The organism is Pseudomonas sp. 478 (genome assembly GCF_003254125.1).
GTDB lineage: Bacteria > Pseudomonadota > Gammaproteobacteria > Pseudomonadales > Pseudomonadaceae > Aquipseudomonas.
In genome coordinates this window covers 1-24552 of record NZ_QKZG01000016.1, presented here as the reverse complement: position 1 = coordinate 24552, position 24552 = coordinate 1, and the positions used below count along the sequence as shown (strand labels likewise).

Here is a 24552-nt window from a genome sequence, read left to right as displayed (position 1 = left end):
CTGACACTATAACCAACCGCGCTACAACCCACCCTCAGTCTGATCCAGCCGTTCACGCAAAAACTCGATCAACGCCTGCACCGGTCGCGATGCTTGACGGTGCTGCGGATAGACCGCCGACAACGTCAGCGGCTCGGAACGAAATGCTTCCAGCACCGGCACCAACCTGCCGTCCTTCAACGCCGAACCCACAATGAAAGTCGGCAAGTAAGTAATCCCCATGCCGGCGATCGCCGCGTCCCTGAGCAGTTCACCATTGTTCACCCGCATCCGCCCGGTGACATTGACCACCAACGGCTTGCCCTGCCCTTCGAAACGCCATTGCACCTGACGACCATGGCCGTAAGGCAGGCAGTCATGCGCGTGCAAGTCTTCGGGTTTGAGCGGCGTGCCGCGCTCGGCCAGGTAAGCCGGGCTGGCGCAATACACCCGTTGGATGGAGGCGATGCGTCGGGCGATCAGCGTCGAATCCTCCAGAACGCCGATGCGCAGCGCCAGGTCATAACCCTCACTGAGCAAATCCACCGGTCGATCACTGAGATCGACCTCCACCGTGACATCGCGATAACGCTGCAAAAACACCGGCAGTAAACAGCCCAAACGCACCACCGCAAACGACAATGGCGCACTTATGCGAATAGTGCCGCGGGGCTCAGTGGTCTGGCCGGCGATGCCCTGCTCTACTTGCTCGACTTCGCCCAGCAGACGCAAGGCTGACTCGTAATAACTCTGCCCCAGTGGTGTCACGTCCAGTCGCCGCGTGGAGCGATTAAGCAGCCGCACACCCAGACGCTCTTCGAGTTGCATCAACCGCCGGCTGACGAACTGCTTGGACAGGCCCAATTGATCGGCCGCCGCGGTGAAGCTGCCGGAGTCCATGACCTGGCAAAAAATACGCATATCTTCGAACGGGTTCATTGTCACGCTCTGATTGACAGTCAGACACTGTATAGCCGCTTTTTGTCTCAGACAAAAATGCCCGCACATTGGCGGGCATCTTTCATTGTGGCGGGACTTACTTCGACGTCAGCACCGAGTAGCTGTTCATCAAATTGCGATAGTTCGGAATGCGCGGCGACAGCAGGTTCGCCAGGCCTTCCATGTCGTTGCGCCAGTCGCCCTGCAGCTCGCAGGCCACCGAGAACCAGTTCACCAGTTGAGCACCGGCCGCCGCCATGCGCGCCCAGGCCGCTTGTTGCACGGTTTCGTTGAAAGTACCCGAAGCGTCGGTCACGACGAACACTTCAAACCCTTCAGCCAACGCCGACAGCGTCGGGAACGTCACGCAAACGTCGGTGACGACGCCGGCGATGATCAGTTGCTTGCGGCCAGTGGCTTTAACGGCCTTGACGAAATCTTCGTTGTCCCAGGCGTTGATCTGGCCTGGACGCGGGATGTACGGCGCGTCCGGGAACTGCTCTTTCAACTCGGGAACCATCGGGCCGTTCGGACCGTTTTCGAAGCTGGTGGTCAGGATGGTCGGCAGCTTGAAGAACTTGGCCACATCGCCCAGGGCCAGTACGTTGTTCTTGAATTCGTTCGGCGAGAAATCCTGGACCAGCGAGATCAGGCCCGTCTGGTGGTCGACCAACAGGACAACGGCGTCATCTTTGTTCAGGCGTTTGTACGGAACGTTGCTCATGTGAAACTCCTCGTTGGATGGGTGTTACATGCGGCGCCGACGTGCAGGGCCGGCGCTTTTTTTATGAACGTCAGAACGCGAAGCACGAGCAGCCGAACGCGCCCCAGAAACCCGCGAAATCGCTGACCGGCGCATTCGACAAACGCGCCTTGTCATGGCTATGGGAATGCACGCCGCATGGCCCGCTGCAATGGTGAACCTGCGCTTGCATCGGCGAGGTCGGACGCCAGTGCCCCGGCACTTTCACCACCGGCGACCAGTCCGGCAGCACCGGCACGCTGGCCGGTCCGAGTTTTTCAAAGTCACCGGCGGCGTACACCACCTTGCCGCCGACCACGGTCAACACCGACTCGATCCACTTGATCGCTTCTTCGTCGACGCTGAAAAAATCCGCGCTCAGGGCCGCGACGTCAGCCAGTTGGCCGACCTTGATCATGCCTTTCTTGCCCTGCTCGGAAGAGAACCAGGCGCTGCCGTGGGTGAACAGCTCCAGTGCGGTTTGACGAGACAAGCCCTCGGCATGCAGTTCCAGGCCACCGACCGTACGGCCGCTGACCATCCAGTACAGCGAAGTCCAGGGGTTGTAGCTGGACACTCGCGTGGCATCGGTGCCGGCGCCGACCGGTACGCCTTCGGCCAGCATGCGTTTGATCGGCGGGGTCGATTCGGCGGCTTTGGCGCCGTAACGCTCGACGAAATATTCGCCTTGGAACGCCATGCGATCCTGAATCGCGATACCGCCACCCAGCGCCCTCACCCGCTCAATGTTCTGCGGTGTAATGGTTTCGGCATGGTCGAAAAACCATGGCAAACCGTTGAACGGAATGTCGCGGTTAACCTTCTCGAATACGTCGAGCATGCGGCTGATGGATTCGTTGTACGTGGCGTGCAAACGGAACGGCCAGCGCTGCTCGACCAAGTGGCGCACCACCGGCTCCAGCTCGTCTTCCATGGTTTGTGGCAGGTCCGGACGCGGTTCGAGGAAGTCCTCGAAATCCGCCGCTGAAAACACCAGCATTTCCCCGGCACCGTTGTGCCGCAGGTAATCGTCGCCCTGATGCAGGGTCACGCTGCTGGTCCAATTCTTGAAATCGGTCAGCTCTTCCTTGGGCTTCTGGGTGAACAGGTTGTAGGCGATGCGAACAGTCAGCTGCTGGTCCTTGGCCAACTGCTCGATCACCTGATAATCGTCCGGATAATTCTGGAAACCGCCGCCGGCATCGATGGCGCTGGTCAGGCCGAGACGGTTGAGTTCGCGCATGAATTGACGGGTCGAGTTGACCTGATATTCCAGCGGCAACTTCGGCCCCTTCGCCAGGGTCGAGTAGAGAATCATCGCGTTAGGACGGGCGACCAGCATGCCGGTCGGTTCACCGTTGGCATCGCGCACAATCTCGCCACCCGGCGGGTTCGGCGTGTTGCGGGTGTAACCGGCCACGCGCAACGCGGCACGGTTGAGCAAAGCGCGGTCGTACAAATGCAGGACAAATACCGGTGTATCCGGCGCAGCCTGATTGAGTTCTTCGAGGGTCGGCATGCGCTTTTCAGCGAACTGGAATTCGTTCCAGCCGCCGACCACGCGCACCCATTGCGGCGTCGGCGTGCGGTCGGCCTGATCCTTGAGCATGCGCAGGGCATCGGCCAGCGACGGCACCCCTTCCCAGCGCAGTTCGAGGTTGTAGTTCAGACCGCCACGGATCAGGTGCAAGTGCGAGTCGTTGAGGCCGGGAATGACGCAGCGCCCCTTGAGATCGATGACCTGCGTACCCGAACCGCGCAGGGCCATGGCTTCGGCGTCGGTGCCGACCGCGACGAAACGACCATTGCTGATCGCTACGGCGCTGGCGCGTGGGTTTTCACGGTCAACCGTATGAAATTGGCCATTGAACAAAATCAGATCAGCGTTCATCACTTTTCCTTGGGCTGAGTGGAAGAGGACAGCCAGGGCGCGAACAACCGCGTCGCCATTGGCATGAACAGGTACACCACCGACACGACGATGGTCAGCGTGATCAGGAACGTCGCGACCACGTAATTGGACAGGAAGGTATTGAGCTGCAACAGCGGGCCCCAGATCAGCGGCACCAGCAAGGTGTGCGGCAAAATCACCAACAACGTCACCATGGCCTGCTTCCAGCGCGGCGGTGGTGACGAAGCGGCGTCGGCTTGCGGCGCGAACCAGAATTCGTTGACCGGATTGACCTCGGTCTGGTCGCCGTCAGCGAGCATCGGCGTGGCTTCGTTGACCAGTTCCAGCCGTTGCGGTGAATCGAGCCAGCGCTGCATCGATTCGGTGGAGCAAAAGCGCAGCACGCAGGTGTACAGGTCAAGTCCGGCGCTCTTGCCGCGAATCACATCGACGCCCAAGTGCCCTTCCTGCTGCCCGGCAATACTGACAATGTTGCGCAACCAGGCTTCGTAGGGCACTTCAAACCCCGCCTTGATCCTGTGCTTGATGACCAGGGTCACGACTTCCTCGAAACGATTGGATTCAGGCATAACGCAAAGCTCCGGCGAATCGGACATTGAGCGCCAGCCGTCCCGGCCCGGCGATAAGAACGCTGGTGAACAGAATCAACAGCAGCCAACCGAACTGCCCTTCATCAAGACTCCATTGCGCATGCACCACCAGCAGCGCGATCAGCAACACCGCCAAAATCGGCAGACACGCCAGACGCACCAGCACCCCGGCGATGATCAGCAACGGGCACAGCACCTCGGCAAAAATCGCCAGCATCAGCGTGGCGTTCGCGCCCAAGTGGAAAGGGTCTTCGATGACTTGCAGTTGAGCGTTGTAGTTAAGCAGTTTCGGCAAACCGTGCACCCACAGCAGAAACAAACCACCGCTGACCCGCAAAAACAGCAGTCCGAGATCCTGGGCCCGCTCATCCCATCGCGACGTATTCATGGGCTACCTGCACGAATGAAAAACCACCGGCGCTCATGCGCCGGGACTTGGTTTGATAGTGCCGGTCTGAGGTCGGGAAAAATTGGATGTGTGTGCTCTTTTTGTGGATGAGCCCGGCGGTACGATCCACCCCAGATCCCTTGTGGGAGCGAGCCTGCTGGCGATAGCGGTGGGTCAGGCAACATCAATGCTCGATGACACATCGCCTTCGCGAGCAGGCTCGCTCCCACAGAGATTGGATGTTCGGCAGGAAGAGAGTGGTCGGCTGTCAGGCCGCCTTCGCGAGCAAGTCGAATCGTCGCACCGCCGCTCCCACAGGGATTGGATGTTTGCAGGAAGAGAGTGGTCGGCTGTCAGGCCGCCATCGCGAGCAGGCTCACTCCCACAGGGGATCCGTGTTCGCCTTTCGCTTCTCACCACTCAACAGGCCGAGCGTTAGCTCGCCTGCAGCTCTTGATCCACCCGCCCCTATCGGGAGGCTGAGTGGAGGTGTTCATCTGGGGGATAGGCGCGCAGCGCCGTTCGACGCAGTCGAACACATCGAGAGGAGGTCGAAGCGAAGCCGACCGGAGGCGATGCCCCCAGATGAATACCGGAACGAAGGAACGCCGAGCCTAAGCGAGGGGCCGGACGCTTGGGGCGAGCCTTTTTGGGTACTTTTTTGGCGTTTGAAAAAAGTGCCTCGCCGTAAGGGCGAAACCGCCAGCCGCCGTTACCGCAGAAATGGATATGTACACCTGAAAGAGATTGGTCGGCTATCAGGCCGCCATCGCGAGCAAGCCCGCTCCCACAGTTGGACTGGGTACATCAGGATATAAACAGGTCGGCCCGGAGGCCGCCACGGTCAAGCCGAAATCGACAAAGGCCTGGACATGAACTCACTGATCCGCGACCGCAACCACCGTTCCGCCGGATCGTTGTCATGCACCCCACTCCAGGCCATCGAAAGTTGCGCCGCTTCAATCGGAAACGGCGGGTCTTCGGCCCGCAACGCACAACCCTCGACCAACGCACATGCGGCGTAATCCGGCACGGTGGCGATCATCTCGGTCCCGGCCAGCAACGCCCGCAACCCACTGAACTGCGGAACGCCCAACACCACCCGCCGACTTCGTCCGATCTTCGCGAGATCAAGATCAATGTTGCCGCTCAAATCCCCCGAAAACGACACCATCGCATGGGGTCGTTCACAGTATTCATCCAGCGACAGCGTCCCCGGTCGTTTGTCACCACGCAGCACCTTGCATGGAATATCCCGCAACGTCTTGCGCTTGGCATTGGCCGGCAAGTCCGTGGTGTAACTCACTCCCACTGAAATCTCCCCAGACGCCAGCAACGCCGGCATCAGCAGATAATTCGCCCGACGCACGACCACAATGATCCCTGGCGCCTCTTCCCGGAGCTGGCTCAACAAGGGCGGAAACAAGCCAAACTCGGCGTCGTCCGACAGCCCAATGCGAAACACATCGCAGCTTGTACCGGGATCGAATTCTTTAGCTCGGCTCACGGCCCCGGAAATCACATCCATCGCCGGCTGCAGCTCCTTGAGAATCGCCAGTGCCCGCCCTGTCGGCTCCATCCCGCGGCCGTTGCGCAACAGCAGCGGATCGTCGAACAGATCCCGTAACCGTCCCAGCGCGGCACTCACCGCCGGCTGCCCCATGAACAGTTTTTCAGCCACACGGGTGAGGTTCTTTTCGAACATCAACGCTTCGAAAATCACTAACAGGTTCATGTCGACGCGGCGCAGATCGTTACGGTTCACAGGCAGATTCCCCTTGTGTGTTCAGCCAGGCACTTAGCGTTGGAATTTACTCGATCAGCGGTACGTTGGCCGCACGTTTGTAAGGACCGTACTCCACCGGTACCCATTGGAAATGTTTGCCCTCTGCCGCGATATGGCCGATGCCCGGAAACGGCAAATGCGCCGCTGTTACCCAGATTTTGCTCGCCGCTGCATCACTGAAAACCCTGGCGCGGCTCTTGATCGCTTGCTGACTGTTGACGTCAAAGCCGATCGACACTTCCGGGTGTTCGAACTGCACCGCCAGGTTATGCACCAGATCCCCCATGAACAGAATGCTCTGACCCTGCGAGGTGAAGCGGTACGTGGTGCTGCCCGGCGTATGGCCGGTCTCGATAACCGCCTCCACACCCGGTACCGGCGACTGACCGGCATCGAACGTCTTGAAGCGACCTGCCGCGACGTAGGGCGCGGTCGAATCCTGGGCGATTTTGAAATACGGCTTGGCAGCCTCGGGCGCCTTGCCGAAGGCTTGAGGATCGAGCCAGTAGTCAGCTTCTGCCTTTGCCGCGTAAACAGTGGCGTTGGCGAAAACCGGTTTCTGCTGGCCGTCGACCAGTCCGCAGACATGGTCCAAATGCAGGTGGGTCAACAAAACCGTATCGACCTGCGCCGGCTCATAACCGGCGGCTTTCATATTGTCTGACAGCATCCCGGCGGTAGCACCAATGCACTGGCCGGCACCGGTATCGACGAGGATCAATTGCTTGCCAGTGTTGATCAAAAAGGCATTGAACGCGGTTTGTACGCCCGGCGTTTCAATCGAACGGCGAGCCAGCAGCGCGCGGATCTGACTTTGAGTCAGGCCTTTGAGCAGTTTGGGCGACAGATCGTTGTAGCCATCGAACAACGCCGTCACCTCGTAATCGCCCAACGCCAACCGGTAATAACCCGGCACTTGCGTGCCGACTTGCGCCGGTGCCTGAGCCGAGGAAATGCCGGACGCCAGCGCTGCCGCGAGCCCCAGCGCGCAAACCAGAGAATGTTTCATGCCACCACCTTGGTCGAGTCAGAGGAGCGGCCACGCACAACGCCGCCAGATAACGTCAATTTTGCACGGCTCGCAGCCGTGGAAATTGCAGCAATGTGCTGAGTTAGCGCTGTTGGTTACCGCCGCACATTGACGGAATTAACAACGTTTAACTCGCCTGCCAGAGCCCTGCGACCAAAAATGAAGCTCACCGACAAGGACATCTGTCATGGCTCATTCTCAGCAAAACGTCGTCCGCGAGACGACCACTGAAACGCGAAAGAAAACGACCGGCGGCCTGACTCCGTGGCGCGAAAGCCTGGTCAAGCAACTGATCCTCGAGCGCCTCGGTGAGACCGTTGAAGTGACCGAACTGGCCCGCGCCTGCGCCCTTTCGCGCAGTCATTTCTCCCGCGCGTTCAAGTGCAGCACCGGGCTCTCGCCTCAGGACTGGATTCGCAACCAGCGCATCGCCCGCGCCAAGCAATTGATCCAGAACACTGACCTGACGCTGACGCAAATCAGTCTCGAATGCGGCTTTTGCGATCAAGCGCATTTCTGCCACATCTTCACTCGCAATGAAGGCATCACTCCATTTGCATGGCGTTGCCGCACCGTGCGCTCCCCGGCCCACCGCCCCGCCTGCACCGCTCAACTTCACGCGCAATAAACCCGCTACAAAGCTTCCATGGCATAGGATCGGGGGGCCAGGGAGTAACGCTTAGTCCTTCAAAAACGCCAGCAGATCGGCGTTGAGCTGATCCTTGTGGGTATCAGTCAAGCCATGGGGGGCGCCGGGGTAGATCTTCAACGTAGATCCTTTCACCAGTTTTGCAGACGCAATACCCGACGCTTCGATCGGCACCACCTGGTCAGCATCGCCATGCACCACCAGCGTCGGAATGTCGAACTTCTTCAGGTCTTCGGTGAAGTCGGTTTCGGAGAACGCCTTGATGCAGTCATAAGCGTTCTTGTGGCCGGAGGTCATGCCTTGCATCCAGAACCAGTCGATCATGCCCTGGGATGGCTTGGCGTCTGGTTTGTTGAAGCCGAAGAACGGACCGCTGGCGAGGTCGATGTAAAGCTGCGAACGGTCGGCCAGGGACGCCTTGCGAATGCCGTCAAACACCTCGATCGGCAGGCCGCCAGGGTTGGCTTCAGTCTTGAGCATCAGCGGCGGCACCGAAGAAATCAGCCCGGCCTTGGCTACGCGCTCGGTACCGTGGCGACCAATGTAGCGCGCCACTTCACCGCCGCCGGTGGAGAAGCCGAACAGCACGGCATCTTTGAGGTCCAGCCACTCGATCAACTGCGCCAGATCATCGGCGTAGGTGTCCATGTCGTTGCCGGTCCACGGCTGGCTGGAGCGGCCATGACCGCGGCGATCATGGGCGATCACCCGGTAGCCTTTGGCGGCCAGGAAGATCATCTGCGACTCCCAGCTGTCGGCATTCAACGGCCAGCCGTGGCTGAAGACAATAGGCTGACCGGTGCCCCAGTCCTTGTAATAAATCTCGGTACCGTCTCGGGTCGTGAACGTACTCATGTGTTGCCTCCTTAGTGAGTGTTGGGGTGAATCAAACCGGTGAGTGGCTCATGCGTTCAGCCAGCCGCGCCACTCGCTCGCCCAGATGGGCGGCGGTGCGGCGGTCTTCGGGGGGCGGTGCGCGTTCGGGGGACTGTTCGACATTCGACTGCGCCATGGCGCCCAGCGAGCTGCCCAGGCGATTCATTTGCCCATCGAACACGCCCTTGCTCGAACGCGCCGGCAGCAGGTCGAGGCCAACCCAGATCATTGAATGCTGCGCGGCGAACACTGCCATCTGCAGCAAAGTGTTGAGTTTGTCGCCGCACAGGCAGCCGGAATTGGTGAAGCCGGCCGCCAGTTTGTCGCGCCAGGGTTGGGCCAGGTAGAACGCCGCCGTGGCGTCCATGAACCCCTTGAAGGGTGCCGAGGCGCTACCCATGTAGGTTGGCGCGCCGAAGATGATTGCGTCGGCGTTGTGCAAATGGTCCCAGTGCCGGTCCACGTCCTCGACCGAAATCAGCCGGCAGGTACTGCCGTGCCTTTCCACGCCTTGGGCCACGGCTTCGGCCATGACACGGGTGTGCCCATAGCCACTGTGATAGACCACCACCACGCTGCTCATTCGGACGTCCTCATGACATGTTTAATCCCTTTGTTCCACGGCAGCCCCCCTGTGGGAGCGAGCCTGCTCGCGAAAGCGTTGTATCAGTCACCAACGATGTTGAATGTGCCGCCTTCGCGAGCAGGCTCGCTCCCACAGACCGGTGGCCGTTGAAGATGCAGAGTTTTGAGCGTAGACCGGACGCAGGACGAGTTAAACGTTGTTAATTTTCCCTGGCGCGCCAAAAGCCTCAGCGATACCTTCAAGACCGTCGCGCCCAATAATTACGGAACCCATGAACAAGGGCGGAGAACCAGCAGTCCAGGCAGACGCCGCAGAGTCATCCGGCCAGCGCATTGCGTTGCCGTAAAAACCTGACGAATATGCTCGAAAACCGCGTATCAGACGGCTGCAAGCAGGAGTGACACGTTGACCCTTCCCCCCGACCAAGCCATCCATTTCGGCCCCTACCGGATCTATCCCGGACAACGTCTGGTCATGGAGGCCGACCAGCCCCTGCGCCTGGGTCGACGTGCCATGGACATTCTGTTGATCCTTTTGGAACACGCCGGGGAGGTGGTCAGCAAACAAACGCTGATCGCCAGGGTCTGGCCGAAAAACGTGGTGGAAGACATCAACCTGCGGGTGCACATGGCCGCCTTGCGCAAGGCCCTCGGCGACGGACAGGCCGGCCAGCGTTACATCATCACCGTGGCGCAGCGCGGGTACAGCTTTGTGGCGCCGTATTCGCTGGAGCACATCGAGCACCCTCCAGGGAGCGAAGCGCCAGCACCGAGTGGCCACAACCTGCCCGTTCGTCGAACCCGCATGATCGGCCGCCAGTCTCTCGTCGATAGCCTGGTGGTCCAGCTGTCACGCCAGCGTTTCATTACCCTGGTCGGCCCCGGCGGGATCGGCAAAACCACCGTGGCCCTGCGTGTCGCCGAACAACTGATCGGGCGCTACCGGGATGGCATTCGCCTGCTGGACCTGGCGCCGATCAATGATCCGTCGATGATCACCGTTCACCTGGCGACATTGCTCGAACTGTCCTTGCACGACGCCGAGCCGATGAGCGGCCTTGCCGCGTTTTTGCGCGACCGGCAGATGCTGCTGGTGATCGACAACTGCGAACACTTGGTCGACGCCATCGCATTGCTGAGCGAGAGCCTTCTGCGCGCCGCGCCAGAGGTGCACATTCTGGCCACCAGCCGTGAGAGCCTGCGGGCCGAAGGTGAATGTGTCCAACGCCTGGAGTCGCTGGACTGCCCTCCCCCCATTGCCGTGCCAGACCGCGCTCAGGCCCTGACCTTTTCCGCCCTGCAGTTGTTCGTCGAACGGGCGATGGCCAGCCACGACAGCTTCGAACTGACCGATGACGAGCTGCCGCTGGCAATTGAAATCTGCCGGCGTCTGGACGGTATTCCATTGGCGATCGAATTGGCGGCCGCGCAAGTCAACAGCCTCGGATTGAGCGGATTACTGACCCAGCTCCAAGGCAGTTTTCGCCTGCTCACCCAGGGTTGTCAGACCACGCTGGGCCGACACCAAACCTTGCGCGCCACACTGGACTGGAGCTTCGAGCTGCTCAATGCCTGCGAACAAGCCTGCTTGCGCCGACTGGGTGTGTTCAGGGGCGGGTTCACCCTGGAATCGGCGGCGGCGGTGATCGTCGGCGAACACATCGAACCGCAAGCAGTGTTTGGCTCGATCACGCAACTGGTGGCCAAATCGCTGCTGAACGTGGAGGTGGGGGACGAAGAGGTGTTTTACCGATTGCTCGACACTACCCGCAGCTATGCCCTGGAGAAACTCGACCAGGCCGCCGACCTGCCCGATACCCGGGAACGTCACGCCAAGCGCTGCCTGGCGTTGATGAATCAGGCCCAGCACGACTGGGAGCTGATCCCGACAGGTACATGGATCGAGCGTTATACCCGCGGTCTGGAAGACATTCGTTCGGCCCTCGACTGGTGTTTTAACGCGCAAGGACCGCAGGCATTGGCGATCCGCCTGACGGCAGCTTCCACGCCGCTGTGGCAGGAACTGTCGCTGCTCAAGGAGCACGGCCTCTACGTGCGCAGGGCGCTGGCCCTGCTCGATGCAACGTCCGATCCCTGCCCGCAGCTGAAAATAGCCCTGCATCTCGCCCTCGGCAGTTCTTGCTATCACACTCAGATGAGCACGGCTGAAACCATCGAGGCTTTCGTCAGCGCCAGAACCCTGGCCAAGCAATGCAACGATTTGGCCGGTCAGTTGCGGGCAGTGTCCGGGCACATGGCGGTCAACCTCTGTTGCGCCAATTATCAAATGGCCCTGGAACAGAGCCGGCAATTCGATCGGTTGGGGCTGCACGGCGATGCAGTGTTGTCCCTCAGCATGCATCGCTTGCGGGTGCTGGCGTTGCACTTTGCCGGGGACCAACAGCAGGCGCGGATGAATGCCGAGCAGGTGCTTCAGCGCATGGCCCAGAGCGGCCACCTCAACCGCTTCACCTACGGTTTTGGCGTGCACTACGACCAGAGCGTCGCCGCCTTGACGATTCTGGCGCGCATCCTCTGGTTGCAGGGGCAACCAGAACAAGCCTGGCACACCGCCCGGCAAGCGCTGGAGATTGCGACCCAGATCAACCACGGCACGTCCATCTGCTACACCTTGGCGCTGGCCGGTTGCCCGATCGCTCACTACAACGGCGATACCCGAACGGCTCGTGAACTCTTGCGCCAGCTGCTGGAACAAGCACAGAAACACTCGGTGCTGCTGTTCTACACCTGGGCCCGACACTATGCGCAGGTGATCGACAGCGCCGAGGCGCACTTGCCTCTTCAGCCAGGCGTGGGGCTGATCAAGGACATCATGGTCACGCTGGATGGCAGTTTCGTCGATGACGCCCTGTTGCAACGGGCCGACACCGGTACGGCTGGCTGGAGCACGGCGGAAGTACTGCGGGCCCGGGCTGATGCGCTGCTGGCCGAGGATTGCCCACTGAAAACCGAAGCGGCCGAGGCCGTGCTGATCAGGGCATTGAATGTGGCGAAACATCAGGGAGCCCTGGCTTGGGAACTGCGCAGCGCCACCTCGCTGGCGCAACTTTGGCAGCGTCAGGGCCTGTATCAGCAAGCTCATGAGCTGCTGGCGCCGATCTACAATCGGTTCACCGAGGGATTTTCTACACCGGACCTGAGCAAAGTCCGTCGATTACTCGAGGAGCTCAATGGGCAACTGCACGCCTGAGACCCAGCGCGCCCGGCTGATGTAATGCGAATGGCGCTGCTCAAACGCCCGCAGATGGCCGTTGTGTTCGAGCTTCTCAAGGGCATAGGTGCGCGTGGTGTTGAGAAAACGAAAACGGGTCGTGCCGTTGACCTGATCCATCGCGAGCAACGATTTGGCGACCAATCGCGTCACCAGCGCCGCCAGTTGATCGGGCTTCAGCTCCGCGCAACTGCACACGCCAATCGCGGCATCGAGGGTGAATGACATTTTGAACACCGACAGGCGCTGCAACACGGTTTGTTCAGGCAGGCTCAGCCGTTCATAGCTCCAGTCCAGGGCAGCTTTGAGCGTCTGATGTCGGGGCACCGCCGTGCGCCGGCCTTGGGTCAGCAGCTGAAGACAGTTATCCAGCTGAGCTTGCAAACCGACCAACGCCAGCGCATGGATCTGCGCCGCAGCCAGTTCGATGGCCAGTGGCAAACCGTCGAGCCGCCGACAGATTTCACGGACCGCCTTGAGGTCTTGTTCGCGCAAGGCAAACCCTTGTTGACGGGTTCGGGCACGGCTGACGAACAGCTGCACCGCCGAATACCCCATGGCTTGGGCGACACTGTGCAACGCCGACGCGGGCGGCACCGCCAGAGACGGTACACGCAGAACCGTTTCCCCTCCTGCCTGTAAAGGCTCGCGGCTGGTCACCAGAATGGACAGCCGAGGCGCCGACATCAGCAAATCCTCGACCAGGGTTCGACAGCGTTCCAGCAGGTGTTCGCAGTTGTCCAGCACCAGCAAGGCGTGCCAGTTTGCCAGCACCTCCAGCGTCGTGCCGATCTCCCGTTCAAGGGTCTGGATCAGATGATCGACCACTCGAGCGGGGTCATCGATCGCGGCGAAATCAACCAGCCACACCCCCTCTTCATAGTGCTGCAACAGCAGTTCGCCGACACGCAACGCCACCGTGGTCTTGCCGACGCCGCCGGGGCCGACCAGCGTCATGAAACGCCGGACCGGCAACTGTCGGACCAGACTGCCGACCAGCGAATCCCGACCGGTCACCGGCGTGAGTCGTGCGGGCAGGTTGTGCTGATGTTTTTGCACGGTCTCGATCAAGAGCCGCGTGCCCGCGGACGCGGGCTGCACCGGGGCGATAAAACTGTAACCGCGCTGGGGAATGTTGACGATGTAGCGCTGGCCATTCTGCCCGTCGCCAAGCGCCCGACGCAGGGCGGCAATGTGCACGCGCAGGTTGATTTCCTCAACCACGGACGTCGGCCAGACGTGAGCAATCAGTTCGTCCTTGCTGACCACGTTGCCGGCGCGCTCGACCAGCACCTGGAGGATATCCAGCGCCCGACCGCCCATGCGCAGCGGTCGATCACCTTCAAGGATCAGCCGTTGCCGCAGGTGGAATGCATAGGGGCCGAATCGCAGCACCGCATCGCTGTTTAAATCTCTGAGGCTGTTCATGCACATTCACGTGCTGAAACCTGGCCCGGCTCACAGTGCAGCAACATCCCTTGCACCCGCCTTCCAGGCTCCCGCACCTCCATTGCAAAGCGTTCAGGGTATCTTGGCAGGCATCAGTGACGGTACAACTGCCACGGAGGGAGCGTCACAGCCATCACGGTGCGCATAACGGACAAGAAGGCTCTAGCTGAACTGCTCACGGTATTGGGTCGGCGTCAAACCAAGCTTTTCACTGAACAGAAAACGCATGTGCCGTACGCTGCCGAAGCCACTTTTGAACGCCACTGTCTTGAGTGGCAAGTCGCTGGTTTCCAGCAGATTCCTGGCGCTGTCGATACGCGCACTTTGCAGAAATTCCATGGGCGTCATGTTCACTTCCCGAGCAAATATTCGGGCGAAGTGCCGCGCACTCATGTTCGCGAGGCTGGCCATGCGTTCGATGCTGAATGCTTCATCGAGGTGTTCGAGCACAAAGTTCTGCACACGAGTGATCGGTGTTTCCTGCGGTGCGACAGCGGCCATCAACGGGCTGAATTGCGCCTGCCCACCCTGCCGCTTCATGACCACCAGCAATACCTTGGCGACGTCCTGGGCGACTTTCTTGCCATGGTCTTCGGTGACCACCGACAGTGCCAGGTCGATGCCGGCAGTGACGCCGCCAGAAGTGATGAGGTTGCGGTCCTGCACGTAAATCTGATCGGTTTCGACGGTAGCCTTCGGGAAGCCTTTGATCAGTCGTTCGGTGTAATGCCAGTGGGTGGTCACGCGATAACCGTCCAGCAAACCGGCATGGCCCAGCACGAACGCGCCGGTGCAGATCGAGCCGTATCGCTCGGCGCGACCGACCGCGGCTTTGAGCCAACACAACAACGGTGGATGTTTTTCGTTGTAGGCACCCGGACCGCCCGGCACCAGCAACAGGTCATACGCCTGATCCGCCTGATCGATGTGCAAATCGGCCTGGACGCTGACGCCGTTGGAGGCACGCAGCGCGCCATGCTCGGTGCCGATGGTCGACAGTTCGTAACGATCATCCGGTGCCAGATATCGATTGGCGATGGAAAACACTTCCATCGGGCCTGCCATATCCAGCAGGAGAAAGTCCGGGAACAACACAATAGCCACGGTTTTCATGGGTTCAAAATCACTGAAGTCAAAAGAAAATCCATCTGCCAAACACCACCCCCTGTGGGAGCGGGCTTGCTCGCGAAAGCGGTGTATCAGTCACCCACAATATTGAATGTGACGCCGCTTTCGCGAGCAAGCCCGCTCCCACAGGGGTGGTGTCGGTATCAGAAGGATGCTGTGCATTATGGCCAAATGTGGCATCGGCGTCGGAGAAGAATACGTGATCGCCTGCCGATCACTGTCAACCTCAACAGGACAGTATTTCAATTTCTACCTACTTATTGCACCAACTCGTAACCATTAACCTTCTCCTCACTCGGACGAATCAACGTCCCCACAGGAGATTTCATCATGCTGACCCTTCGCAAAGCTTCGGATCGCGGCGCGGCCAATCACGGTTGGTTGAAGTCGTTCCATACCTTTTCCTTCGCCAACTATCGCAACCCGAAAGAGCAGGGTTTTTCCGACCTGCTGGTGATCAACGATGACCGGGTTGCCGCCGGTAAAGGTTTCGGCCAGCACCCACACCGCGACATGGAGATTTTCTCTTATGTGCTCGAAGGTGCTTTGGAACACAAAGACACCCTGGGCACTGGCTCGGTGATCCGCCCCGGTGACGTGCAGTTGATGAGCGCCGGCAGCGGCGTGGCGCACAGCGAATACAACCACTCGACCACCCGGCCGGTGCACTTCCTGCAAATCTGGATCGTGCCGGACATCAGCGGCGCCAAACCGCGCTATCAGCAAGAGCATTTCAGCACGCAAAAGAAACGCGGCCGTCTGCAACTGATCATCTCCCCCGACGGGGCGAAAGGCTCGCTGAAGGTGCGTCAGGACGCACGGGTGTATGCGGCGCTGATCGACGGTAAGGAAAGCGCTGCGCTGGAATTGGCCACCAACCGCTATGCCTATGTGCATGTGGCCCGCGGCAATGTCGAGCTCAACGGCGTGCCGTTGCAGGAAGGCGATGGCGTGCGGGTTCGCGATGAACAGGTGCTGACCTTGAGCAATGGCGTCGATGCCGAGGTATTGATCTTTGACCTGCGGCCGCAAGAACTGCCGGAAATGCCATAAAGATCAAGAGATCGCAGCCTCGTTTCACTCGACAGCTCCTACAGGGATTCGTGCAGTGCTGGCCCTGCGGGCGGTGACGGGTTCACGAACTGGTCCCACAGCATCATCAACAGCAACTTGCCTGGAGCCGCGCGACGGTTTCATTCGCTACGTTTCAGGCTATCGCCGGGTATGCGTATTCGGCGTTGTTCAACGCCAGCGGAGGCGATCACGCGTTGTTGTTTGTCATTGCAGCCGGCGCCATTGTGGTCGCACTGTTACTGGAACAGTTCATGCGCTTGCTGAACAGATCAAACAATGTGGGAGCGAGCCTGCTCGCGAAGACGGCGTCGCATTCAACAAAGTAGGTGACTGAAACACCGCATTCGCGAGCAGGCTCGCTCCCACAGGGATCAGTGCATTGGATTGAATCATTCGTTCACTCATGCGATCCCATTTACAGATGACTTTCTCAACAGGACGCCGACATGAATCTGCCCCAAACCATGACCCTGATTGAAATCACCGAACCCGGTGGTCCGGAGGTTTTAAAGCCGCGTCAGGAACCGGTCCCCACCGCAGGTGCAGGCGAAGTGCTGATTCGCGTGCACGCTGCCGGGGTCAACCGTCCCGATGTGATTCAACGCGCCGGCAAGTACCCGATGAAACCCGGCATGAGCCCGATACCTGGTCTGGAAGTGGCCGGTGAAGTGGTGGCGATTGGCGCTGGCGTCAACGAATTCATCGTCGGCGATAACGTCTGTGCACTGACCAATGGTGGCGGTTACGCGCAATACTGCGTCGCACCGGCCAGCCAGACGTTGCCGATTCCTGAAGGGATGGATTGGGTGCACGCCGCGGCGGTGCCAGAAACTTTCTTCACGGTGTGGGCCAATCTGTTCGACATGGGCGGTGCCAGCAAAGGCCAGCGCGCATTAATTCACGGCGGCACCAGTGGCATCGGCACCACCGCACTGATGTTGTGTCGCGAGTTTGGCATCAAGGCATTCGCCACGGCGGGCAGTGAAGAAAAATGTGCAGCGATCCGCACGTTGGGGGCCGAGGCGATCAACTATCGCGATCAGGACTTCGTCCAAGTCATCCAGGAAAGAACCGCCGGCAAGGGCGTCAATGTCATCCTCGACATCATGGGTGGTTCGTACCTGAATCAGAATATCGCGGCGTTGGGTATGGACGGTCGACTGGTGATGCTGGGCTTTCTCGGTGGCGCCCACGCCAAAGACGTCGACCTGCTGGCGATCCTGGGCAAACGCGCGACGATCACTGGCTCACTGATGCGCGCGCGCACCCGCGAAGAAAAAGCCTCGATCGCCGAACAGTTGCACGAGTACGTCTGGCCCGTACTCGCCGCCGGGCGTTGCCTGCCGATGATCGACAAGGTCTATCCATTGACCGACGCGTCGCTGGCTCATGCCCGGATGGAAGCGGGTGATCACATCGGCAAGATTGTCTTGCGGGTGGACTGATCAGTAGCCCTCACCCGCCGCCAGGGCGCCGCTGATGATCGCGATGCCCGAGCTGGTGCCCAGTCGCGTGGCGCCGGCCTCGATCATCGCCAGTGCAGTCGGGTAATCGCGTAGGCCACCGGAAGCCTTGACCCCAATAAGCGCGCCGACGGTGCGGCGTCGGGCCATACATACGACTGTCGAATTTATTCCTGCCTTCGCCACGCTTCTGTTAAAACCCGAACTTTCCTTTTGATCCTCCGGGCCACCGCATGTTTTCTAACCTGATGAGCCGCTTGGGCCGACGCTGGCTGCCGCTGCTGTGCATGGCCGTGCTGATCGTCGGTTTGCCGGTGAGCTGCGGCGTGCTCAAGTACACAGAACGCGAGTTGCTGTTCCGCATCGAGCCGGGCAACGCTGGTTGGTATCGTGGTCTGCCGCAGGACGTTCAGGAATTCGACATCAAACCCGCCAGCTTCAAGGCCGGGCAAAGCCTGCATGCCTGGTGGTGGCCGGCCGCGCGTCGCGATGCGCCGTCGATCCTCTACCTGCATGGCGTGCGCTGGAACCTGACGGGCCAGGCGTTCCGCATCGAGCAATTGCGCGCCATGGGCTATTCGGTGCTGGCCATCGACTACCGCGGGTTTGGCCAGAGCAAGGGGGATCTGCCGTCGGAAGCCAGTGTTTATGAGGATGCGCGAGCCGCTTGGGAGCGCTTCACCCAGATGCAACCGGACGCCAACAAGCGCCTGATCTACGGCCATTCCCTGGGTGGCGCGGTGGCTATCGACCTGGCGGCAGACCTGGCCGCACAGGCGAAAAAGGAGCATGGCGTGGTGCCGGTGCGCGGTCTGGTAATCGAATCCACTTTCACCTCGCTGGGCGATGCCGTGGCGCAAGTGGCCGACAGCAACCTGCCGGTGAAATGGTTGCCGGTGCGCTGGCTGCTGTCGCAGAAATTCGATTCCATCGACAAGATTGTCGACATCAACATGCCGTTGCTGGTGGTCCATGGCCTGGCCGACCCGTTCATGCCCTCGCGATTCAGCCAGCAGTTGTTCAATGCCGCCAACGAACCCAAGCACCTGTTATTGGTGCCCGGTGGTACACACAACAACAGCATGAGCCAGGGCGGTACCCAGTATCGCCAGGCACTCGACGGCTTGATGAAAACAAAACCGACACAAATGGCCGGGCCGGCCGTGGTTCGGGTCTCCCGGGAGTCTTGAGGTCTATCGGTAACCGCGGGCCTGCAAATCAAACAACTGCGCATAGCGCCCGCCCGCGGCCACCAGACTGTCGTGATCGCCCCGCTCAAGGATCGCTCCCTGGTCCAGCACAATGATGTGGTCCGCATTGCGCACGCTGGAAAACCGGTGAGAGATCAGCAACGTCATCCGGCCTTCGGTGTGCTCACTGAAGTGCTCGAATACCGCCGCTTCCGCCGCCGGGTCGAGTGCAGAGGTCGGCTCATCCAGAATCAGGATATCGGCGTTGCGCCGCATGTAGGCGCGCGACAACGCGATCTTCTGCCATTGCCCGCCGGACAACTCCTGCCCCCCGGCAAACCACCGCCCCAACTGAGTGGCATACCCTCGATCCAGCCCCTCGATAAAGGGTGCGGCCATGCCCTCGGCGGCGGCCTCCTGCCAGCGCTGTTCATCGTTGAACGCCAGGGTGTCACCGACGCCGATGTTCTCGCCAACGGAGAATTGGTAGCGGATGTAGTCCTGAAAAATCACCCCGATGCGCCGTCGCAGCGCGTCTTCTTCCCACGCTTGCAGATCGCTGCCGTCCAGCAGGATACGGCCCTGATCAGGACGGTACAGCCGCGTCAGCAATTTGATCAGCGTGGTTTTGCCCGAACCGTTCTCCCCCACCAGCGCCACACTGTGGCCGGGCACAAGGTGAAGATCGATGCCTTCCAACGCAGCGCGACTGGCGCCCGGATAACGGAAGCCGACGTTTTCGAAACGCAGGCCATCGCCGGGCACGGCCCCCACGGTGAGGTTGCCGGTATCCGCCACGACAGGCTCGGCCAGGTATTCATAAAGACTGGACAGGTAAAGACCATCCTCGTAGAGACCGCTGATGGCACTCAAGCTGCTGCTGACTGCCGTCTGCCCCTGCTTGAATAACACCAGGTACATGGTCATCTGCCCGAGGCTGATGTTGCCATGGACGGTATCAACCACGACCCAGGCATAGGCCAGATAAAACGCGCCGGTGCCCAGTAGACCGAGGACAAACCCCCAGCCATCCCGACGTAGCGTCAGGCGCCGGTCTTCGGCATAGAGTCGCGCGAACGTGTCGCGATAACGCTTCAACAGCAGCGGCGCGAAGCCGAACAGTTTGACCTCTTTGATGTAGCCCTCGTGAGAGAGGAGCGTTTCGATGTAATTCTGTTGTCGACTCTCCGGCGCGCGGCGAGTGAAAAGCCTGAAAGCATCGCCGGAAAAATGTGCTTCGGCGAAGAACACCGGCAACGCGCCGACCACCAGCAGTACCAGCGCCCAGGGCGAAAAATGCACCAGCAATACGCCGAAGCTGATCAACACAATCAGATTCTGGATCAGCCCCAACGACTTCATCACCAGTGCCAACGGCCGGGTCGATGCTTCGCGGCGCACTCGAACCAGCTTGTCGTAGAACTCGGAATTCTCGAACTGCACCAGCGATAACGTCTGGGCCTTCTCCAGAATCATCGTATTGACCTTCTGCCCCAACTGCACCCGCAATAGCGATTGCTGGACCGACAGCGCCCGCTGAGTCCCGGACAACAATGCGAGCACGCCCGCTTCAAACAGCACATAACGCACGACCGGCCACAACGGCGCACTGCCCTGTTGTGCGTGCAACTGCATGGCCGTGACCACCGCATCGACGATACGTTGGCCTAACCAGGCGGCCAGTGCCGGGAGTACACCGGCAATCAACGTCGCCAGCACCAATCCCAGAAACAGCCCGCGAGACGTTGCCCAGACCAGCAGCAAGGCGCGTCTCGCCTGGTCGAGTAACGAGGTGAAACGATCGAGAACAGGGTTCACTCCGTGATCCCCCCCTGATACCTCGCCCGATACCGTCCCGGACTTTCCCCCGTCCACTTCTTGAACGCCCGGTGAAACGCGCTAGGCTCCTGAAAGCCAAGCTGCTCGGCAATGTCACTGATGCTCGCACGACTGTGACGCAGTTGCTCAAACGCAACGCCACGCCGCACCTCGTCCTTGATCTCCTGATACGAACACCCTTCCCGCTCCAGTTTTCGGCGAAAGGTGCTGGGGCTCAGGTGCTGTTCCAGGGCGAAGGCCTGCAAGGTCGGCCATTGGCTGTAATGGCTGTTACGCAGGCGCTGATGGACCTGCGACGCCAGGCCGTGCTGATTACGAAAACGGATCACCAGCCATTGCGGCGCGGTGCGCAAAAACACTTTTAGTGAGGCCAGATCCTGAACCACCGGCAGACGCAGATAATGGCTGGCGAATTCGATTTCGGTGCGCTCGGCGCCAAAGGTCAGGTTGGGTCCCCAGAGTAAACGGTCATCGCTGAGCGACACTCGCTCATGGCGAAAATCTGCGCGGTCGATGGGGATGCGCCGCCCACCCAGCCAGCAGAGCAGACTGATCATCAATACCAGAAACGTCTCCTCGCCCAAACGACTGACGTCGCTGTTTGGCGAGTGGTTTTGCAAGCTGATCACTGCACGTTTCCCGCGCACCGTCAGCGTGCCGCGAAAGTCGTGGAGGAATAGCGCGAAATTGGCCAGGCACTGGCGCATGGCTTTGTGCAGGTCAGGTTCCTGAATCAATGCCCGGCAGATCAGGGCGAAACCGCCCGGCGGCATGCCATGGGAGTCGAGCCCGAAGAACTCATCGTTGAGCTCGCGGATCTGAATCAACCACAACGCGGCAAACGCACTCGCCGGTACACGCGCGGTGGGCTGCTCCATCAACGCCGGATCGATGCCGGCCTGTTCAAGCACAGCCCTCTGTCGTTGCGGATTATTTCCCAGCCCATGGATCATTGCCTGCACGAAGTAGGCGGAAACCGAGTCCTTTTCCCGCATGTGAACGCTTCTCTCCCCATCACCCGAATGGCAAAAAACACCAGTGCCGTTGAACAGTTTCGGCATAGGACAACCGCCCTGCCGGCTCTAGACTCGCGGCCAATAGTACGCCTTCGGCCACTACGGCGGCCAAGGTATCGCGGGATTTGATCGGAAGGACAGAACATGAATCTGCAAAACATTGGCGTGATCGGCGCAGGCACCATGGGCAATGGCATTGCGCAAGTCTGCGCCTTGGCCGGTTTTAACGTGACCTTGCTCGACATCTCCGAGAGCGCCCTGCAAAAGGCCGTCGCAACCGTCAGTAAAAACCTCGATCGACAGATCGCCAAGGAAACGCTGACGCAAGAGCAAAAGCTCGCCGCCCTCGACAAGATCCGCACCAGCACCGACTACAGCAACTTGCAGAACGTGCAACTAGTGATCGAAGCCGCGACCGAAAACCTCGAGCTGAAACTGCGCGTGCTGCAACAGATCGCGGCGCAGGTCAGCGACGATTGCGTGATTGCCTCCAACACATCTTCGCTGTCCATCACCCAACTCGCGGCCAGCGTGAGCCAGCCTCAGCGCTTCATCGGTCTGCACTTCTTCAACCCGGTGCCGGTGATGGGGCTGATCGAGGTGATTCGCGGTTTGCAAACCAGCGACGCCACCCACGCCCTAGCGCTGGACATGGCGACCACTCTCGGTAAAACCGCGATCACCGCGGGCAACCGTCCGGGTTTCGTGGTCAACCGGATTCTGGTGCCGATGATCAACGAAGCGATTCTGGTGTTTCAGGAAGGCCTGGCCAGTGCCGAAGATATCGACGCCGGCATGCGCCTGGGCTGCAATCAGCCGATCGGGCCGTTGGCGTTAGCGGACCTGATCGGCCTGGACACCGTGCTGGCGATCCTCGAAGCCTTCTACGACGGCTTCAACGATAGCAAGTACCGCCCTGCTCCACTGCTCAAGGAAATGGTCGCCGCCGGTTACCTGGGGCGCAAAACGGGGCGTGGCTTCCATGCCTATGCCTGAGCGTTGCTCGCGCTTTGCCGAGTACCGGGACAAGGTGCTGGAGCTGTTCGCCTGCAAAGGTTTCGGACAGGTCGGCATGCGTGAGCTCGCGACCTGCCTGGGGCTCGCTCCCGGCTCGTTGTATCACCATTACCCCAGCAAACAGCACTTGCTGCTCGACCTGATCGAAGAGTTCTACGAAGAGCTGTTGGCAACCTTGGGGCGGATCGAGCAAAAGGCGCCGGCAAAACGTGACAAACTCCATGCCCTTATCCGAGCGCATTTGAACCTGCATCAGGAGATGCCCTGGCATTTTCGTCTGGCGGAGCGTGACAGCGGCTGCCTGAATGAAGAGCAACAGGAACGGGTTCGGCAACTGCGCGAGCAATACGAGCGCCGACTTCTGCTGATGCTCGGAACAAGGCCTCGTCTCAGCGAGCAGGCGCAACTTGCCACCGGGCACGCCATCGCCAATTTGCTGAACAGCGCGCCCAGCTGGTTGGCGCAGCACACGCTGAGTGAAGCGGAGCGAGATGAGCTGCTGGAAAACCTGGTCAGCGGTGCCATCGAGCGTTTGCTGCGCCCCTCGGTTTCACGCGCCGTAGCTTGAGGGCCCAGGACGATATTTCCGTGACCATGGATCTGCACCTAGGCGCCGGAAGCCATAAGCCACGTCGCTTCAATAGAAAAAACATCTAAACAATTCCCGCCAATCACGACATCTAACGCTTTGCTAATGGGAGCCCAATCACTGCGGAGCCTGAGGTGAATTCGGCCTCTCTTCGCCTCTTCGTAACCGGGAGCAAAGCATGAAAATCAATCCCTACCTGATCTTCAATGGCGACTGCAAAGCCGCCTTCACCTTCTATGCCCAAAGCCTGCCAGGCCAAATCGAAGTCATGATGACCTTCGGCGAAAGCCCCGCGCGCGAGCACTTTCCGGCGGACTACCACAACCTGATCATCCACACCCGCCTGCTGGTGGGCGATCAGGCGATCATGGGCTCGGACACAACACCTGATCGCCCTACTGACGAAATGAGCGGCTGTTCGGTTTCACTGAATGTCGACAGCATTGCGGAGGCTGAACGGATCTTCGCTGCATTGTCGGAAGACGGCAGCGTTAAAATGCCACTAGAAGCGACGTTCTGGGCAGCACGTTTCGGGATGCTGGTTGATCGGTTTGGTGTGTCGTGGATGGTTAACTGCGAAAAGGATCAGTGAAACTCATTTTCTCAAGGCATGAAAAAAGCCCAACCTGAAAGGTTGGGCTTCTGGCAACTCCCTGACTGTCTGCTACCGTCAACGCGCTACCTCGTACAACCGCGGATTGTTCGGAGGAACCCCACTGCCTGCCCAAGACGTGCCTTAGTCCACTCGCCTCAAACTGTCACTGCTCATCGACGCGAACGTCGAGCCTGCTCCTCCCATCACTCAGGTAGAAGAAAAACTACGCGAAGAGTCCGCCAGGCTCGGCGGCGATGCCGTGGTTGTGGTATACGACCATATCCAATCGGTGGGCGCCTATGTCAACGGTCCACTGTGGGCTCGCGACGTAAAAACCATCGAAGGTCGGAAACTCAAAGGGATTGTGATCAAGTACCGGTGATGTCCGTTCGCACTTTCCTGCGGGCAAAACAAAACCCCTACCTGCATACGCAGATAGGGGTTTCGGAATTTAATCTTGACGATGACCTACTCTCACATGGGG

Annotated in this window: 21 protein-coding genes and 3 pseudogenes; 10 read left to right on the top strand and 14 right to left on the bottom strand. The window is 60.0% G+C overall.

From position 1 onward, the window contains the following. Window positions 1–21: 21 nt before the first annotated feature. The 7 genes from DFS28_RS26165 to DFS28_RS26130 all read right to left on the bottom strand — a co-directional run bounded on the left by DFS28_RS26165 (window position 22) and on the right by DFS28_RS26130 (window position 7345). On the bottom strand, window positions 22–918 hold the full coding sequence (locus tag DFS28_RS26165) for a LysR family transcriptional regulator (RefSeq protein ID WP_111452059.1): 897 nt from the start codon (window positions 916–918) through the stop codon (window positions 22–24). A 97-nt stretch (window positions 919–1015) separates the two neighbouring features. After that, window positions 1016–1642, bottom strand: coding sequence for an isochorismate family cysteine hydrolase YcaC (gene ycaC, locus DFS28_RS26160; RefSeq protein ID WP_008032694.1), 627 nt, complete (start codon window positions 1640–1642; stop codon window positions 1016–1018). A gap of 70 nt (window positions 1643–1712) precedes the next feature. Continuing rightward, on the bottom strand, window positions 1713–3551 hold the full coding sequence (locus tag DFS28_RS26155) for an amidohydrolase (protein ID WP_111452058.1): 1839 nt from the start codon (window positions 3549–3551) through the stop codon (window positions 1713–1715). Further along, on the bottom strand, window positions 3551–4141 hold the full coding sequence (locus DFS28_RS26150) for an antibiotic biosynthesis monooxygenase (RefSeq protein ID WP_111452057.1): 591 nt from the start codon (window positions 4139–4141) through the stop codon (window positions 3551–3553). The genes DFS28_RS26155 and DFS28_RS26150 overlap by 1 nt, the downstream gene beginning before the upstream one ends. Next, entirely contained in the window at window positions 4134–4550 is a 417-nt protein-coding gene (locus DFS28_RS26145) for a DoxX family protein (protein ID WP_111452056.1), read from the bottom strand. Before DFS28_RS26145 ends, DFS28_RS26150 begins: the two co-directional genes overlap by 8 nt. Before the next feature lie 844 nt (window positions 4551–5394). Beyond that, the gene (locus DFS28_RS26135) at window positions 5395–6315 is read right to left on the bottom strand and encodes a LysR family transcriptional regulator (RefSeq protein WP_111452055.1); all 921 of its coding nucleotides are present in this window, start codon (window positions 6313–6315) and stop codon (window positions 5395–5397) included. A 46-nt stretch (window positions 6316–6361) separates the two neighbouring features. Further along, complete coding sequence (locus DFS28_RS26130) at window positions 6362–7345, bottom strand: MBL fold metallo-hydrolase (protein ID WP_111452054.1); 984 nt, start codon at window positions 7343–7345, stop codon at window positions 6362–6364. 208 nt (window positions 7346–7553) lie between these two features. Here DFS28_RS26130 and DFS28_RS26125 point away from each other — a divergent pair, with 208 nt between their 5' ends. Next, entirely contained in the window at window positions 7554–7994 is a 441-nt protein-coding gene (locus tag DFS28_RS26125) for a helix-turn-helix domain-containing protein (protein ID WP_111452053.1), read from the top strand. 51 nt (window positions 7995–8045) lie between these two features. Here the strand turns inward: DFS28_RS26125 and DFS28_RS26120 are convergent, their stop codons facing one another. Together DFS28_RS26120 and DFS28_RS26115 are read right to left on the bottom strand one after the other, a co-directional pair. Further along, window positions 8046–8870, bottom strand: coding sequence for an alpha/beta fold hydrolase (locus DFS28_RS26120; RefSeq protein ID WP_111452052.1), 825 nt, complete (start codon window positions 8868–8870; stop codon window positions 8046–8048). Between the two features lie 31 nt (window positions 8871–8901). Beyond that, window positions 8902–9474 (bottom strand): flavodoxin family protein, encoded by a 573-nt coding sequence (locus tag DFS28_RS26115; protein ID WP_111452051.1) that lies wholly within the window; start codon window positions 9472–9474, stop codon window positions 8902–8904. Between the two features lie 408 nt (window positions 9475–9882). Here DFS28_RS26115 and DFS28_RS26110 point away from each other — a divergent pair, with 408 nt between their 5' ends. Then, complete coding sequence (locus DFS28_RS26110; RefSeq protein WP_111452050.1) at window positions 9883–12687, top strand: winged helix-turn-helix domain-containing protein; 2805 nt, start codon at window positions 9883–9885, stop codon at window positions 12685–12687. Here DFS28_RS26110 and DFS28_RS26105 read toward each other — a convergent pair. Further along, on the bottom strand, window positions 12652–14136 hold the full coding sequence (locus tag DFS28_RS26105) for a winged helix-turn-helix domain-containing protein (protein WP_111452049.1): 1485 nt from the start codon (window positions 14134–14136) through the stop codon (window positions 12652–12654). The genes DFS28_RS26110 and DFS28_RS26105 overlap by 36 nt on opposite strands. Window positions 14137–14319: 183 nt before the next feature. Then, window positions 14320–15270 carry a GlxA family transcriptional regulator gene (locus DFS28_RS26100; RefSeq protein WP_111452048.1) on the bottom strand — a complete coding sequence of 317 codons (951 nt, stop codon included), beginning with the start codon at window positions 15268–15270 and terminating at the stop codon, window positions 14320–14322. Between the two features lie 345 nt (window positions 15271–15615). Between DFS28_RS26100 and DFS28_RS26090 the strand changes: the two genes are divergently transcribed. From DFS28_RS26090 to DFS28_RS26080, 3 genes and pseudogenes are all read left to right on the top strand, one after another. Beyond that, window positions 15616–16338 carry a pirin family protein gene (locus DFS28_RS26090; RefSeq protein ID WP_111452047.1) on the top strand — a complete coding sequence of 241 codons (723 nt, stop codon included), beginning with the start codon at window positions 15616–15618 and terminating at the stop codon, window positions 16336–16338. A 77-nt stretch (window positions 16339–16415) separates the two neighbouring features. After that, window positions 16416–16685: pseudogene (locus tag DFS28_RS26085) on the top strand (YbfB/YjiJ family MFS transporter); the annotation flags it as partial. A gap of 120 nt (window positions 16686–16805) precedes the next feature. Next, window positions 16806–17804 carry an NAD(P)H-quinone oxidoreductase gene (locus tag DFS28_RS26080; protein ID WP_111452046.1) on the top strand — a complete coding sequence of 333 codons (999 nt, stop codon included), beginning with the start codon at window positions 16806–16808 and terminating at the stop codon, window positions 17802–17804. Here the strand turns inward: DFS28_RS26080 and DFS28_RS26075 are convergent. Then, window positions 17805–18035, bottom strand: a pseudogene (locus DFS28_RS26075) (2-deoxyribose-5-phosphate aldolase); the annotation flags it as partial. Between the two features lie 20 nt (window positions 18036–18055). Between DFS28_RS26075 and DFS28_RS26070 the strand changes: the two are divergent. Continuing rightward, window positions 18056–19012, top strand: a complete 957-nt coding sequence (locus tag DFS28_RS26070; RefSeq protein ID WP_111452045.1) for an alpha/beta hydrolase — start codon at window positions 18056–18058, stop codon at window positions 19010–19012. Window positions 19013–19015: 3 nt separating this feature from the next. On the opposite strand, the gene DFS28_RS26065 is transcribed toward DFS28_RS26070, so the two are convergent. Together DFS28_RS26065 and DFS28_RS26060 are read right to left on the bottom strand one after the other, a co-directional pair. After that, complete coding sequence (locus DFS28_RS26065) at window positions 19016–20830, bottom strand: ABC transporter ATP-binding protein (protein WP_111452044.1); 1815 nt, start codon at window positions 20828–20830, stop codon at window positions 19016–19018. Continuing rightward, window positions 20827–21846, bottom strand: coding sequence for an AraC family transcriptional regulator (locus DFS28_RS26060; RefSeq protein WP_111452043.1), 1020 nt, complete (start codon window positions 21844–21846; stop codon window positions 20827–20829). The genes DFS28_RS26065 and DFS28_RS26060 overlap by 4 nt, the downstream gene beginning before the upstream one ends. A 165-nt stretch (window positions 21847–22011) precedes the next feature. On the opposite strand from DFS28_RS26060, the gene DFS28_RS26055 reads away from it, so the two are divergent. The 4 genes and pseudogenes from DFS28_RS26055 to DFS28_RS30975 form a co-directional block, all read left to right on the top strand. After that, complete coding sequence (locus tag DFS28_RS26055; protein WP_111452042.1) at window positions 22012–22863, top strand: 3-hydroxybutyryl-CoA dehydrogenase; 852 nt, start codon at window positions 22012–22014, stop codon at window positions 22861–22863. Further along, the gene (locus DFS28_RS26050) at window positions 22850–23452 is read left to right on the top strand and encodes a TetR/AcrR family transcriptional regulator (RefSeq protein WP_111452041.1); all 603 of its coding nucleotides are present in this window, start codon (window positions 22850–22852) and stop codon (window positions 23450–23452) included. The genes DFS28_RS26055 and DFS28_RS26050 overlap by 14 nt, the downstream gene beginning before the upstream one ends. Window positions 23453–23651: 199 nt before the next feature. Then, entirely contained in the window at window positions 23652–24065 is a 414-nt protein-coding gene (locus DFS28_RS26045; RefSeq protein WP_111452040.1) for a VOC family protein, read from the top strand. A gap of 169 nt (window positions 24066–24234) precedes the next feature. Further along, window positions 24235–24450: pseudogene (locus tag DFS28_RS30975) on the top strand (hypothetical protein); the annotation flags it as partial. Window positions 24451–24552: the final 102 nt, after the last annotated feature.